We start from the raw sequence: 12977 nt of genomic DNA, 5'->3' as shown, positions 1-12977 counted from the left end.
TGGTTATAAAAACTTCGTCGGCCAGATGATGGTGCGCCAGATATGAGCCGACGGACTGCCGTCAAAACCCAGACCTTCTTTGGGCTGCCTGAAGTTGCGGCCGATGATGTCGGTGAAATCTTCCAGGTTGACCACCGCCTTCGGGTCGAACGAATAAATATCGTGCAGCGTGATCGAGCGGCTCGACATGTACCACTTGTGATTGCGTGCAAGCTCGTAATCGCGCTTGATGTAATCCTCCGGCTCGTACTCTTTGCCGAAGTAGCGCAGATACGCTTCCGGATAACCGTAGCCCACCGATTCATCAGCGAAAAAGCGCAACGCCTGGTGATACTGGATCGCCCAGCTCACTTCTTCATCAACATATGGCGCGATCATCTGCGCGCCCCAGTAACCGTGGTCACCGCGAATAAAACCCGCCACGCTGATGTCGTGCAGCAGGCACGCCAGCACCACCTTCTCGCTTTGGCCCGCTTTGAGCGCGTGCGTCGCGCTTTGCAGCACATGATTGGCCGGGCCAAAACGGTATTTGAAAAAATCAGCGAGGGTCGGCGCGGCAGGCATCTGCTGCAAACGCGGATCGTGGCCCATCATGAAGTGGCCATTGCCCGGCGGCGGTGGCACTGCCTGGGTCGGATCACGCTCGCCCGAGGTGTAGATCACAGACTTCACCACGCGCTGGTCCAGCTCCGCGATCATCTTGTGTTCGAGCGCATCGGCACGCTCGGAAAGGCTCAGCGGTTGGTCCGCCGTTGTTGTGGGGTGGCTCATTACAGTGGCTCCAGATTCCAGATGTGAGGTGTTGCGCGCTGTCGCTGCGCGGTGCCGGAGCGTCTAGCGATTCCAGCCGTAAATATCGAGGGTCAGCTCGCCCGCCGTAATGCGCTCCAGTATCTGCGCTTCGAGGTCTTCGCGCTCACGCGCTGCGCGCAGGGTTGCGCCCAGCATTTCCTGCGCCAGCACCACTACGCCATCCGCATCACCCACCACCAGATCGCCAGCACGCACCGGCACGTCCCCTATCCGCACCGGATGATTGATCCAGCCGCGCGCGCCGAAATCTTTGGTCGTGCCGCGAATGCACAGGCCACGCGCGAACACCGGGAAGCCAATCTGCGCCAGTAAATCCGCATCGCGCACGCAGCCGTCGATCACGAGGCCAGCGATGCCACGCTCTTTAGCCGCCGTGGACATCACTTCGCCCCAATAGCCCGCTTCATGAAAATCGCTGGTGTACACCACCAGCACATCACCCGGCTGCGCCACGACCATCGCCCGATGCAACCACAGGTTGTCGCCTGGCGGCGAATGCACCGTGACGGCCGGGCCACAGACGCGGAACGTCGAGCTCACTGGCTTGATCGCGGAAGGCAACGCGCCAGTCTTGTTCGCGGCTTCCAGCAAGGTCGCCGTGGGGAAAGCGCGAGCAATGTCGATCACGGCAGCAGCGGGCCGCTCGATGGCGGCGCTCACTAGCGGCGACTCGATGAAGGGATACGGCATGGTGTCTCCTGATGGATAACTTGATATGGACCCGCCACCTGCGGCGGGTGCGCCATGGGCCATGGGTCAGGGCTTAAGTCTTGGTTTGCAACGCGTGATAGCGGTGCTGTGCCCGGGCCTCGTCCAGCCTCATTCCCTCGCGGGCGGCGGCACGGATCGCGTTTTCCGCCTCGTGAATTTCTTCAGCCGCAGCCAGCACGCGTGCTTCGTGCGCTTGCGGAATCACGATCACACCGTCCGCATCACCAATCAGCAAATCCCCTGGTGTGACGCGCACATGACCGATATTCACTGGCACCTGGGTGCTCTCTACCTGCACCCGGTCTTTGCCGGTGCGCATCCAGTGCCCCTTGCTAAACACCGGATAACCCAGCGACAGGCACAGGCTGACATCGCGGCAGATGCCGTCAATCACCGTGCCCGCAATCTTGCGCCGGTGCGCGATCTCCGTGAGGATGTCGCCCCACACGGTGCAGTCCTCACGGCCTGCGTTATCGAGCACCACCACGCCCCCTTCCGGCACGTCGTCGATGTAATCGCCCACCGTGCCTGGCGGCGTCGAAGGCGGGCCGTAGAGAATCGTAAAAGCCCGGCCGCATAGCTTGAAAGACGGGTCGCGTGGTTTGATTCCGGTGCACTGGCCAACGATGCCCAGCCGATCCAAAGCGTCGCTCAAGGTCGCCGTATCGAGGCGCTGGGCGCGTGCTGCATTCGTATCGCTCATGATTTATCCGTGGTTTTCCAGCATGTATTCGTAATCCGCGCCCATCACCTGAGCAATCGGCACACCGTTCAACAGCTTTTTCGCCATCGCGGCTTCCTTGCCCGCGATCTGCTCGGCGGCGGCTAGCACGCGCTCGATCTCCTGCGCGGCAATGAAGATCACCGCGCTGTTGTCGGCAATCACGTAGTCACCTGGCTGCACGCTGACTGAGCCGACGTTGACCGGCACATTGGTGCCGGCTTCCGCGACACGGTTGCGGGCAGTAAATGCGGTCAAGGCGCGGGCGAACACCGGAAATTCGTATTGCCTGGCTTCGTCGATATCGCGCACCGGGCCATCTGCAATCACGCCTTCTATGCCGCGCAGCGAAGCGCCCAGCGACAAAATTCCGCCCCAACTGCCAGCATCCAGCCCGGTGCGCTGCTCCACCACAATCACGTCCCCGGGCCCAGCGAATTCGACCGCCGTGGTGCCCAGATGACGCGGTGCGCCGTTCGTAGCAGGGGCAGCGGCGAGCGCCACGGCATGGGCTTTGGCTTCGACCAGCTTGACCGTGACGGCGCGGCCCGCGATACGCTGCGAGCCCGAACGCTGGGGCAAGCCGGTTACGGTTCCTGGCAGCCCGAGCTTGTCGAGCGCGTCCGAGACCGCGCAGCAGTCAAGCCGCTTCAGGCGTCGGGTGTAGTCGTCTTGTTGCGCTTGTTGCTGCATGTTGCCCATCTCCTGTGCTTCAGTTTTTGTGTGACTTGATGTGGTTTTGCGTGACTTTTGCGTGACTTGGCATGACATGAATCCGGCTTCGTCCAGCGCTCATCCGGCGCTAGCGCTAGCTCCAGCTAGCGAAGGCCATGCCCGAGCCAGTCCCCGCTGGCGAGCGGTAGCACGCCACGTAGTCGATCAGGTTCATCGTCAGTCCAGCGCTTTGCGCAATGCCCACCAGCGGCAGCCAGCTTTTGATCTCAGCGGTATTGCCGTTGAAGTACGGCTCCGCGATGCCGCACAGCGTCGCTTCATCACCTTGCGCCAGCGCCTGCAACACCATCTGGTCGAGCGCTTCATCAACCACGAAATGGCTCATCCCACCCGAAGCCACCACCGCTACCCGCAACTCATCGGGCAGGCTTTTGAGCGCAGCGCCCAGCGCATGCCCCAGCGCCAGGCAGCGCGCCACGCGTGGCTGATTCGGCGCGACGCCGACGTTCAAAAAGAGCGGCACCGAGGGCGGTGGCGCATCGCGCATCACCCGGCGATAAACAAAACCAAACGCATGCGGAATGCCGTGCTGCCGATCCTCGCCTTGCGGCAGACGGTGCGACACGGCTGGATCAAAACCCGCATCGCACAACGCGGCGGCCAGCTGCAATGCATGCGCCGGTGCGCCTGGATAAACCGCACCTTCCGGTGGGCAATGGCCGTCTTCCGCTTCAGCGACACCTGGCGGCAAGCGCAGCCGCTGCGCTTCGGACAACGCGATGTTGTCGATCTGCGCGCCGCTGTACAGCGTGAGCGCGGGCGTCAGGTCATCCTTGAACACTTCGCGCTGATCGTTGCCCAGCACCAGCACCAGATCAGCCTGAACAGCGGCAAAACGCTCGGCCAGCGTATCCAGCGCCACCTGGCACGCGGCGAAACGCGCCTGCATTTGCGCTTGCGTCACCGCGTCAGCAAAACCGGGAGCACGCGCTTCGAGCAGTTCGGCATAGCTGTACGCCCGCCCCTGAAACCAGTGCGATGGATTTTTCATGTCCGCACCTGCACGCAAATGCCACAACTCAGGCGGCATCGACAGCAAAGGGCCATGTGAAGCTGCAAACGCACCGACGATCGTCGCCATGCGGTTCTCCTGCGGGTTTAACTAATTTATTAACTCAAGATGCCTAACGATGTTGTTATCCAGCGCGCAGTACAAAAGGCACTCACGCCGGCAAATCAAGGCGGAACACCTTGCGCGCATTGCCCGAGAAGATCTGCTGTTTCTCCACCGCGCTCAGCCATTCGAAGTTTTCGATCACCGGGCGGATATCGTCGAGCCAGCGGCCGGTCTGCGGGTCTTGCACCGTGCCCACCCCAGGACGCTCCGCACCAAAAATGCAGCGATCCGCGCCAACGGTTTTAATCAACAGACGCAACGCTTCTTCCGAATACAGCACGGTGTCGTAATAGAGCCGGCGCAAGCTGTCGAGAAACGGCTCGCTAGCACGTCCAGGGCGCAGCGACGGTGCCTGGAAGCGGCCAAACTGATACGGCACCGCGCCACCGCCGTGCGACACAACGATCTTCAGCTGCGGGAAATCTTTAAACACACGCGAACGCGCCAGCGCCATCACTGCAATCGTTTCTTCGTTGATGAAGTGCAGCGAGTAGTTATGCCGCTCTGAACGGCAGCCCGCCGAATGCAGATAGGCTGGCACATCGAGCTCCACCAGCTTTTCGTACAGCGGATACCAGTATTCGCTGCCCAGATCGGGCACGTCATTGGTGGCCAGGCCTTCGCTTGGATCTGTGTTGAGCAGCACGCCGACCAGACCAAGCTCCTTGATGCAGCGCTCAAGCTCAGGCAGACAACGGCTGATGGGTTCGCCATACGCCTGCGGCAAACCGCCCACGCCACGAAACGTCTGCGGCACGAGGCGCGCTTGCTGGGCAATGATGTCGTTGGTTTCTTCCGTAAACCAGTGGACGATTTTTGCTGGCTTTTCGCTGTGCATCATCTGGTACGGACGCGGCGAAATCAGTTGCAGGTCAGTACCGATGTCGCGCAATTGCTCGATGTGCGATTTAGTGCCGAAGGTGGGTGCGTTGAGCACCGCGAGCATTTCGTCGTCGCTGATCTGCGCGCTGCCCCGGCCATGTGCACCGCGATGGGATACAAGGCCAGACTTCCACACATAGAGGGAATCGGGGGCTGTGACGTGCGCGTGCGCATCAATAATCATGAGTGTCTCCGTCGGTTTATGTTTGTGGGTTAGATGCTGTGCGGTGCTGTTCGATGCGGTGTGGTTCTGAGTTACTACGCCGGGTTATTGCGCTGGACTGCCGGGTCATCGCCCTGACTGGCGCGGCGCACGCTCAAAGCTGCACCTGGCGTATGCGGCATACGTTCCGGCCACAGCGGAAGAAAGCTGGTGCGCACCACTTCGATTCGAGCACGCATCAATTGCCGCGCTAAAGCCACCTCACCGCGGCACACCGCTTCAAACAAAAGCCGATGCGAGGCCACCACACGCGCAGCGGTCGCCGCACTGGTATAGGTCGCCAGCAATGGCGTCAGCATGAAACGCAGCGCCTTGAACTGGGCCAGCAACAACCGGTTGCCCGACGCTGCAACCAGCGCTTCATGAAACCGCAGCGAGGCTTCGGTAAAAGTGTCGAGTTGCGTCCGCGCAGCATCAACGGCATGCAACGCGGCTTCCAGCGCGTCACGCTGCTGGGGCGTCAGCCCTTCGGCAGCCTTCTCGGCGGCCAGCACTTCGAGCGCCATTTGTGCTTCGAAGACTTCCGCCGCACTCGCACCCATCAAGCTGAGCTGAATCGAGAGCGCATCAGCAAAGCGCTCGGGATTGGCCCCGGCGATCCATGCACCGCCTTTAGCACCCATGCGAATTTCTACAATGCCCACGGCTTCAAGCGTGCGCAGGGCATCGCGTGCGGCGGTTCGGCTCACATGGAACTGCTGCGCCAGCGAAGCCTCGCTGCCCAGGAAATCCCCCGCTTTCACCTGATGTGAGAACAACGCGCTGCGCACTTGCGCAGCAATGCGCCACGACAGTTTTTCCGTTTGTACGGATTCCCAGGCGGCTGAAGCCAGGGCGGGGACTTGCTCATCGTGACGCGTTTGAACGGCTGTCATGGGGCTGAACGTAAAGCAATCGTGGGGATGCCTGAAACCTGCTGCGGGCTGCACCGTGCCTCCCCGAGGGCCAAAACTTAACTATAATATATATAACTATATTGCGTTTGCCTACCAGGGTTCGCCATCAGAGCGCAGAAAACCAACAACCGCCAGTGGCGCTAAAGGCCTGGTTTGCAGAGCGTTACAAAACGGCTTGCTGCACGAACTTGGTCACCAGATACGCCTGCAAACCTTCCACGCCATTTTCTGAGCCAATGCCGCTTTCCTTGACCCCGCCAAACGGCACTTCAGGGCCCGACACCAGCATGCTGTTAATGCCGATCATTCCCGCTTCGAGGCCATTCGACAGTTGCAGCGCGCGCCGGTCCGAGCCGGTGAAGGCATACGCTGCGAGGCCGTAATCCAACCGGTTGGCGCGCGTCAGCACTTCTTCGATGGTGTCGAACGCGCTGATGGGCACGACCGGGCCGAAGGGTTCTTCATTCATGATGCGAGCGCTTTCTGGCACATCGGCCAGCACCGTCGGCGCATAAAAGAAGCCTGGCCGTTCGAGCCGGTGTCCGCCTAATGCGAGCCGTGCGCCATGCGCCAGCGCGTCCTGGACGAAAGCATCCGCCGCCGCCAGGCGCCGGGCATTCGCTACAGGGCTGGCTTGCACGCCGGGCTCGAAGGCCGAACCGAGTTTCAGCTTCGAGGCCACCTCAACGAACGTTTCGACAAACGCGCCGTACACGCCGCGCTGGATATAAAAACGCGTAGGTGAGATGCATGCCTGACCGGCCTGACGGAACTTGGCGGTAGCGGTTAGCGTGGCGATGCGCTTCACATCGGCGTCATCGCAAACGATCATCGGTGCATGCCCGCCCAGCTCCATCACCAGTTTTTTCAGGCCGTTTTGCGCGGCGAGGCTGGCCAGGTGTTTGCCCACCGGAATCGAGCCAGTGAAAGCCACGGCCTTGATGACATTCGATGCAAGCAGGTAGGCAGACACGTCCGCAGGCACGCCGAACACCAGGTTCAGCACCCCTGGCGGCACACCGGCATCCTCGAAGCAACGCACCATCGCCACGGTGGAACCGGGCGTTTCTTCCGCCGCCTTCAGGATCACTGAACACCCAGCCGCCAGTGCAGCCGCCACCGTGCGCGCAGGAATCCGCACCGGAAAGTTCCAGGGAGTGAAGGCCGCGACTGGGCCAACCGGCACTTTCAGCACCAACTGGCGTGAATCGGGCAGCGGCCCAGGCACGATCCGGCCATATGCCCGCCGCCCTTCTTCGGCAAACCATTTGACGATATCGGCTGAGCTATGGGCTTCCTGCAAGCCATCGGCCAGCAACTTGCCGTGCTCGAAACTCATGAGCTTGCCGATCTGCTCAGCGCGTTCGTGCATCAGCGCCGCGGCTTTTTCCAGAATGCCTGAGCGCTCGAACGCGCTCATCCGCGACCATGTTGTAAAGCCGCTGGCGGCCGCCGCCAGTGCGTCGTCCAGATCAGCCACGGTGGCCAGCGGCAATTGCGCCAGTTCGGTTTCGTCAGCCGGGTTGATGACCGCCTGGGTGGCACGGCCGCTCGTGCGCCATTCGCCATTGATGAACAGCCCTAGTGGGATGTCGTAGTGTTTGCTGTGCATCTGCGTCTCCGATAAGTCAGATCAGGCTAGCTGGCAGTACCGGTCGTAACCGGTGTTGCGTCTTGCGCCACAGGCGAAGGTGATGGCGAACCATCGGGCTCAATGCCCATCGCCTCAAGAAACGCGCGCCGCACACTTTCAGGCTGCCCCGCCTGAAAGCGGAAGTCCTTCAGATGATGCCGCCAGAGCGGATGGTTAGCGACTTCGGCACGCGTCATGCCTTCTACGAAGGTTGCCCGGGCTGCGATGGGCAACTCTACCGACTCATTGAGTTTGGGGTCGCGGATGATGCCCTTCGGCTCGCCGCCATTGGCGATCACTTCCAGCTCTTCGAAGAAGCGCCGCCGCAGCATCACAATGCCGCGATCACTGCTACCAAGGTTTTCCTTCGTGCGGTCAGCGATCACCCCCTGCCCGGCCCACGCGACGAAATCCTGATTCATCACGTGGCTGGTGATCCACAAGCCGGTTTTCGGATCGGTTACCGGGCCATGCCAGGTCGGAATACTTTTCTGCACGAACGGCTCGCTTTCTTTCGGTACCCGCGTAAACGCCCAGGTCACGCTGAGAGTGCGGAAGTCGTCAATCGGCACACGCCATTCGAAATGCTCACCAAGGAAAAACGCATTCGGCCACAGACATACCCGGCCAATTGACCAGAGCGGATCATTTTCGTCAGCATCGCCACGCAGGCGCTTGTAGATAAAGCCGTACTCGAATTCGTCGAAATCGAGCTGTTTGTGCGTGGGAGAGTACGGGCCCGTATCGCCATTCAGGCGAGTGGTCCAGTTGTTGTGCATCCATTCGAAATGAATCGGATCAATCGAATTTTCCTGACATTGCAGCCAGTTGCACGGCACTTCTGAGATCACGATTTGCATAAAACCGTTTTCCCATGAAAACGGCTCCCAGTTCGGCACCAGCGGCGCGGGCTGCGGCCCGAGATAAGCCCACAACATGCCCGCTTTTTCCTGCACCGGATACGCCTTGATCTTCACTCGCTCCTTGAGCTTGAGCTGTGGATGCGCGACGTCTTCATACGGCTGCTCAGCGCATTTGCCATCCTGTTCATACAGCCAGCCGTGGTAATTGCAGCGCAGCCCGCATTTTTCAACGAAGCCGTAAGCCAGATCGGCTCGGCGATGCGGACACTGGCGGTCGATCAAGCCAAAGTTGCCACTCAAATCCTTGTACAGCACGAGGTCTTCGCCTAACAGCCGCACCGGCTTGACCGCCACCTCATCAAATTCGCTCACGCCCGCAATCGGCATCCAGTAGCGACGCAGCAGCTCACCCATGGGCTCGCCAGGGCCGACTTTCGTCAAGAGTTCGTTTTTTGCTTGGGACAACATTTTTTAAGTCTCCATTGTTATCGCATGGCTCGGCTTGTGGGCATCGTGCGGCCAGCTCTAGCTACGGCTGAATAGTAATACACATTAGATATATAGAGATGCTGGGCAGAACCCCTGGCTTCCTGGCTTCCTGGCTTCCATCAAGCAAATCTGTTTCTGCCACTTTCTCTGGGACGGCAAATGCTTGCCCGCACCGTGTTGGTAATATATATTATATATACACAGATGCGCAACAGAATTTACCAGGCGAAACGCGCCCGCATCAGGGACGGCATACAGGAAGGAGACTATGACTACGCTACAAGTGCGGCTTCACGCGATCAGCTATGAAGCGCCCACCATCAACACCTATGAATTACGCACACTCGATGGCGCAGCGCTGCCCAGCTTCAGCGCAGGCGCGCATATCGACGTGCATTTGCCCAACGGCATGACGCGCAGCTATTCGCTGTGCAATGCGCCGCACGAGACCCATCGCTATCTGCTGGGTGTCAACCGTGATCCCGCCAGCCGGGGTGGCTCGCAATGTGTGCATGAGGATCTCCAGGTTGGCACGACGCTGGAGATCAGCGCGCCGCGCAATCATTTCCCCCTCGTCGAAGACGCGCCGCACACCGTGCTGGTGGCGGGCGGAATTGGCATTACGCCTATGCTCAGCATGTTGCAGCGGCTCGAAGCGTTGGGGCGTTCATGGGAGCTGCATTACTGCAGCCGCACGCGTGCCGTCACTGGTTTTATCGCCGCGCTGGCACAGTACGGCGCACGCGTGCAATGGCATCACGATGCCGAAGCCGATGGCGTCAGACTCGATCTGGCCGCGCTGCTGCAAAGCCATGACACGTCAACGCATTTTTATTGCTGCGGCCCAAGCGGCATGCTAAGTGGCTTCGAGGCTGCCGCTGCGCAATGCGCAGGCGCGCCTGAGCGGTTTCACGTCGAATACTTTGCTGCCAAGGAAGCCAGTGCCGCAGAGGGCGGCTTTACCGTGCAACTGGCGCGATCCGGGCGACTGATTCCAGTGAGGCAAGGCAAAACCATTCTGGATGCGCTGGTTGATGCAGGGGTGGAGGTCAGCTACTCGTGCTCACAAGGCGTGTGTGGCACCTGTGAAACCCGTGTGCTGGAAGGCGTGCCCGATCATCGGGACATGGTGCTAACCAAAGGCGAGCAGCAAACCAACCGCTCGATGATGATTTGCTGCTCAGGGAGTAAAAGCGCTTGCCTGGTGCTAGACCTATAGCACCAGGGAAAACACCGGAGCAGGTGATGAGGTGAACTGAACCAGAGCGCCATAACCTGGTTAGAGCCGGTTGTATATATCTAGTAATAGATAATCTATATAAACGTATGATGATTGGTTGACTATGCTAGGATCCCGCCTGCTTAATCAAAAGGATGACGCGAGGGCCACGTACACAAAAACCCGGCATCTACTGCTGCGTAAATGAGTTAACGCGGTGGCTTAACGCAGCGGGTTAACGAGGACTGGCGAAAATTGCCAAACCATCGTTAGACACAGCGCCCCAGGGTGGCCGCCCTGGTCCCTCGCTTCAGGTCTTTTAAGCTGCCCGGGCTGCTTTTTTAGCTTTAGGCTAGTCCGCTCCACCCAGGCGTGAGCGCGACACCCCAAGCCACCCGATTCATTTAATGCAGCCACACTCAGGCTTTGGAGAACTAATTTGAAAAATAAAATAAGCAGTTTCACCCCGCTCTGGGAGCCAGTACAAACCGAAACTCTCTCCTGGCGCATCGTCTCACAAGTCAGAAGCGCCGTTTTTTCTGGCCAGATCAAAGCCGGTGATTTTCTTGGCAGCGAGACCTCCCTGTCAACCCAGTTCAACGTCAGCCGCATGGCCGCGCGCGATGCGCTGCGCTCACTCGAAGCAGTCGGCATCGTGCAGATCCGGATGGGTGCCAAAGGTGGCGCATGGATTGCCCAGGGCAACCCTGAGCGTTTCGCTGATGCGCTAGCGATTCAGCTGCATCTGATCGGCGTCAGCGCCGAAGAAATTTTCGATGCGCAAGTCGCCATCGAAGTCACCTCGGCAGAACTCGCCGCCAAAAACGCCACCCCCGAAAATCTCGCCAAACTGCATGCGCTGCTCACCGAGCTTGACACGCTGCGCGCTGATCCGCTGTTGTTCACCGATGCCTCCATGCGCTTTCATGAAGCGATTGTCGAAGCCTCACAAAACCGGGTGCTGCTCGCGCAGTTTCGCGGTCTGCGTTTCGTGCTCCAGCCGCTGCTCGCGCCCAACACCACCCACGCTATCGCCACGCGCGTGATCCGTTCGCACAAATCCGTACTGAGCGCGATTGAAGCGCACGACGATGCCAAAGCACGTGAAATCATGCTGCAACGGGTCAAGGCGATCCGCTCACGTGTGCTCTCCGGCACAGCGATCCTCCATCCTGACGACGACGAATAACGCGCCTGACACGCTTGCCGCCCGATGACTGATATTGCCTCCACTCCCCCCACACCCTCCGCGCCACTGCGGCAACTCGCCGATTTGCCCTGTCCTGCCGGATTGCCTCTGCTAGGCAATCTGCATCAGTTGGCCCCGACGCAACTACATCTGACTCTCGAGCGCTGGGCCGCTGAGCTAGGCACGCCCTATCGCTTCCAGATTTGCGGCACACCGGTCACGGTATGGACCGATCCTGAGTTATGCCAAACCATTTCGCGCGAGCGGCCGCATCGCTACCGCCGCTTCACGCCGATTGAAACCGTGCTGGAAGAAATGGGCTGCAATGGCTTGTTTTCCGCGGAAGGCGTGGCATGGGAGCCGCAACGCAAGCTCGTGATGCAAGCGCTATCAATCCCGAACATCAAATCGTTCTATCCCACGCTGAATGCGATTACCGAGCGGCTATACCAGCGCTGGCAACGCGCCGCCGCAAGCGGCGCAATCGTCGAAATGACGCAAGACCTGAAGCGTTATACGGTCGATATCACCAGTGCGCTGGCCTTCGGTGAAGACCCGCGCACGCTGGACCAGGACGGCAGCGCGATTCAGGAACCGCTGGCGCTGATCCTGCCTGCCGTGATGGCACGCATCAATGCACCGTTTCCGTACTGGCGCTATCTGAAGCTGCCAGGCGACCGGCGCGTTGACCGGGCGCTCAAGGAAGTGCATCAATACGTGCGCCAGATGATGCAACGCGCCCGCGAACGCATGCGTGATGACCCCGCCGAAACCCCACGCCATCTGCTCGAAGCGATGCTGCGCTTGCGCGATGCGCCAGGCTCGGAGATCAGCGACGACCAGGTGGCCGCGAATATCTTGACGCTGCTGCTAGCAGGTGAAGACACCACCGCCAATTCCATTGCATGGGCTCAGTTGTACATCGCCACTCAGGCACCGCTGCAACAGCGCCTTGCCATAGCAGCACGCGCAGCGCTGGGTTCGCACACGGTGTGCCCCGACTATGCCGGGCTAAAACAACTCGATCTGTTCGAAGCCGTATGTACTGAAGCCAGCCGCCTGCGTCCAGTAGCCGCAATCAGTTCGTTCGAGCCATTGGAAGACGTCTGCCTGGATAACGTGCATGTGCCTGCTGGCACGACGATGTTCTTTTTAAGCCGGCCCTCGATGCTGGACGAACGGCATTTTTCCCAGCCAGAAATCTTCGATATAGACCGCTGGCTGCGCGAACGCGATACCCGCACCGGCAACCATGACATGCGCGCGTACCTGCAGTTTGGCGCGGGCCCCCGAGTGTGCCCGGGACGGCATCTGGCCAGCGTGGAAATGCGTCTCGCACTCTCCACGCTGCTAGCCAGCTTCGAGATCGAACTGATGACGGACTCCGCCAGCATCAAGGAGATCAGCGCTTTCACGATGGTCCCGGACACCATGCCGATGCGGCTCAAAGCCCGCCATTAGTGCACTAGCTAGCGCACCGAGCCAG

12 protein-coding genes are annotated in these 12977 nt (G+C 60.1%); 3 read left to right on the top strand and 9 right to left on the bottom strand.

Annotated elements, in window-relative coordinates; genetic code table 11:
* Window positions 1-3: 3 nt before the first annotated feature.
* The 9 genes from GH656_RS14555 to GH656_RS14515 all read right to left on the bottom strand — a co-directional run bounded on the left by GH656_RS14555 (window position 4) and on the right by GH656_RS14515 (window position 9062).
* Window positions 4-771, bottom strand: a complete 768-nt coding sequence (locus tag GH656_RS14555; RefSeq protein ID WP_174769794.1) for an HD domain-containing protein — start codon at window positions 769-771, stop codon at window positions 4-6.
* Window positions 772-834: 63 nt separating this feature from the next.
* A complete protein-coding gene (locus GH656_RS14550) occupies window positions 835-1503 on the bottom strand; it encodes a 4-carboxy-4-hydroxy-2-oxoadipate aldolase/oxaloacetate decarboxylase (RefSeq protein WP_153076792.1) in 669 nt (222 codons plus the stop codon).
* 73 nt (window positions 1504-1576) lie between these two features.
* A complete protein-coding gene (locus GH656_RS14545; protein WP_153076791.1) occupies window positions 1577-2227 on the bottom strand; it encodes an RraA family protein in 651 nt (216 codons plus the stop codon).
* Window positions 2228-2230: 3 nt separating this feature from the next.
* The gene (locus GH656_RS14540) at window positions 2231-2938 is read right to left on the bottom strand and encodes an RraA family protein (protein WP_153076790.1); all 708 of its coding nucleotides are present in this window, start codon (window positions 2936-2938) and stop codon (window positions 2231-2233) included.
* Window positions 2939-3053: 115 nt separating this feature from the next.
* Complete coding sequence (locus GH656_RS14535; RefSeq protein WP_153076789.1) at window positions 3054-4061, bottom strand: DODA-type extradiol aromatic ring-opening family dioxygenase; 1008 nt, start codon at window positions 4059-4061, stop codon at window positions 3054-3056.
* 82 nt (window positions 4062-4143) lie between these two features.
* Window positions 4144-5163 (bottom strand): amidohydrolase family protein, encoded by a 1020-nt coding sequence (locus GH656_RS14530; protein WP_153076788.1) that lies wholly within the window; start codon window positions 5161-5163, stop codon window positions 4144-4146.
* Window positions 5164-5237: 74 nt separating this feature from the next.
* Entirely contained in the window at window positions 5238-6077 is an 840-nt protein-coding gene (locus GH656_RS14525; protein WP_153076787.1) for a FadR/GntR family transcriptional regulator, read from the bottom strand.
* A gap of 184 nt (window positions 6078-6261) precedes the next feature.
* Window positions 6262-7710 (bottom strand): NAD-dependent succinate-semialdehyde dehydrogenase, encoded by a 1449-nt coding sequence (locus tag GH656_RS14520; RefSeq protein ID WP_153076786.1) that lies wholly within the window; start codon window positions 7708-7710, stop codon window positions 6262-6264.
* A gap of 26 nt (window positions 7711-7736) precedes the next feature.
* Entirely contained in the window at window positions 7737-9062 is a 1326-nt protein-coding gene (locus tag GH656_RS14515) for an aromatic ring-hydroxylating oxygenase subunit alpha (protein WP_153076785.1), read from the bottom strand.
* A 289-nt stretch (window positions 9063-9351) separates the two neighbouring features.
* Here GH656_RS14515 and GH656_RS14510 point away from each other — a divergent pair, with 289 nt between their 5' ends.
* The 3 genes from GH656_RS14510 (at window position 9352) to GH656_RS14500 (ending at window position 12952) form a co-directional block, all read left to right on the top strand.
* Complete coding sequence (locus GH656_RS14510) at window positions 9352-10302, top strand: PDR/VanB family oxidoreductase (protein WP_153076784.1); 951 nt, start codon at window positions 9352-9354, stop codon at window positions 10300-10302.
* A 439-nt stretch (window positions 10303-10741) separates the two neighbouring features.
* The gene (locus GH656_RS14505) at window positions 10742-11491 is read left to right on the top strand and encodes a FadR/GntR family transcriptional regulator (RefSeq protein WP_153076783.1); all 750 of its coding nucleotides are present in this window, start codon (window positions 10742-10744) and stop codon (window positions 11489-11491) included.
* 24 nt (window positions 11492-11515) lie between these two features.
* On the top strand, window positions 11516-12952 hold the full coding sequence (locus GH656_RS14500; RefSeq protein ID WP_153076782.1) for a cytochrome P450: 1437 nt from the start codon (window positions 11516-11518) through the stop codon (window positions 12950-12952).
* Window positions 12953-12977 lie beyond the last annotated feature (25 nt).

The organism is Paraburkholderia bonniea (assembly GCF_009455625.1).
Lineage (GTDB): Bacteria > Pseudomonadota > Gammaproteobacteria > Burkholderiales > Burkholderiaceae > Paraburkholderia > Paraburkholderia bonniea.
Note: the sequence above shows the minus strand (reverse complement) of the source record. Positions and strands in the feature narration are given on the sequence as shown.